Annotated in this window: 1 protein-coding gene; it reads left to right on the forward strand. The window is 61.2% G+C overall.

The genetic code is table 11. From position 1 onward, the window contains the following. Positions 1-423: 423 nt before the first annotated feature. Complete coding sequence (locus BN1233_RS42100) at positions 424-1,443, forward strand: amino acid ABC transporter substrate-binding protein (RefSeq protein ID WP_046869657.1); 1,020 nt, start codon at positions 424-426, stop codon at positions 1,441-1,443. The last annotated feature ends 103 nt before the right edge of the window (positions 1,444-1,546 follow it).

Below are 1,546 nucleotides of genomic sequence, written 5' to 3' on the forward strand. Positions count from 1 at the left end.
AGGGAGAACCGAGCAGGGGCGAGCGGTTGTCAGTCGTCTCCTGGAGCTTGTCCCTGATCTCACCGTCAGGACTTTTTCTGAGGAGACACTGTTTCGGTATTCAGGATACCTGCCGACGATCGTGGAGGGTTTGCGTCTTGCAGGGTTGCCGGAATAGCAGCAGCGAAGCACTCGACTCGACCCGCGTTCCACCCCGACAACGACATGGATCGCGATCAGCCACAAGTGACACCGCGTCGTTAGCCGACCGATTGCGCAGGTGGGTCTGCTCCGTTTGCCGTGGGATCCGGTATGATTCCTGACGAAGTGTGTCGTGCGAGGTGGCGTAGGTCGCGATGCTCGGCAGAGCTCTCCGTTCATCAGGAGATCAATCCTCTGGATGGCTGTGTCGCGGCATGATCGCCCGAGCGGAGGATGAAGGTGATGAGAACGGCAGTCGCATCGGCGACCCTCGCCTTGGCCGTCGGCGTGCTCACGACGGGCGCTTCCGCCCAAGCGACGCTCAACAACATCAGGCAGAAGGGCTTTCTGACCTGCGGCTCGAACACGGGTCTCGCGGGCTTCGGCCTGCCGGATGCGCAGGGCGACTGGACTGGTCTGGATGTCGAGTTCTGCCGCGCCATTGCCGCAGCCATCTTCGACGACCCGACCAAGGTCCGGTTCATTCCGCTCGCCGCCAAGGAGCGGTTCACGGCACTTCAGGCAGGCGTGGTCGATGTCCTCGTCCGCAATGCGACAGCAACGATGTCGCGCGACACGCAGCTCGGCCTCGACTTCCCGGCGATCAACTTCTTCGACGGTCAGGGCTTCATGGTCAGCAAGAGGCTCGGCATCGCCTCGGCCAGCGGGCTGAACGGCGCCTCGATCTGCACCCAGCAGGGCACTACGACCGAGCTGAACCTCGCCGACTACTTCCGTTCTCACGGTATGAAATACGAAGTGGTGATCTTCGCGACGCCGGATGAAACGTTCGAGGCCTATGAGACCGGCCGCTGCGACGCGCTCACGAACGATTCCTCAGGTCTCCATTCGGTGCGCCAGAAGGCTCTTGACCCGGACGATCACCTCGTTCTGCCGGAGATCATCTCCAAGGAGCCGCTCGGCCCGGCCGTCCGCCACGGCGACAACCAATGGGCCGACATTGTCCGCTGGACGCACAGTGCCATGCTGAACGCCGAGGAGCTCGGCATCACGAAAGCGAATGTCGAGCAGATGAGGAACTCGACCAATCCCGAGATCAAGCGTCTGCTCGGTACCGAGGGCAAGTTCGGCGAGGCTGTGGGCCTAACGAACGATTGGGCCTACCGGATCATCAAGCATGTGGGCAACTATGGTGAGAGCTTCGAGCGCAGTGTGGGAGAGAACTCACGGCTCAAGATCAAGCGAGGCCAGAACGCCCTTTGGACCAAGAGAGGTCTCCAGTACGGCTTGCCAATCCGTTAGCGGGTTAGCGGCCAAAGATCGTGAGACTGGTCAGTAGAGATCTACCAGCAGGGCGATACCTGATGGTGAGACCGGAGGGTAGTGTGCCGAGAGTTCTGCAAAA

The sequence above is a fragment of the Microvirga massiliensis genome (genome assembly GCF_001006805.1).
Lineage (GTDB): Bacteria > Pseudomonadota > Alphaproteobacteria > Rhizobiales > Beijerinckiaceae > Microvirga > Microvirga massiliensis.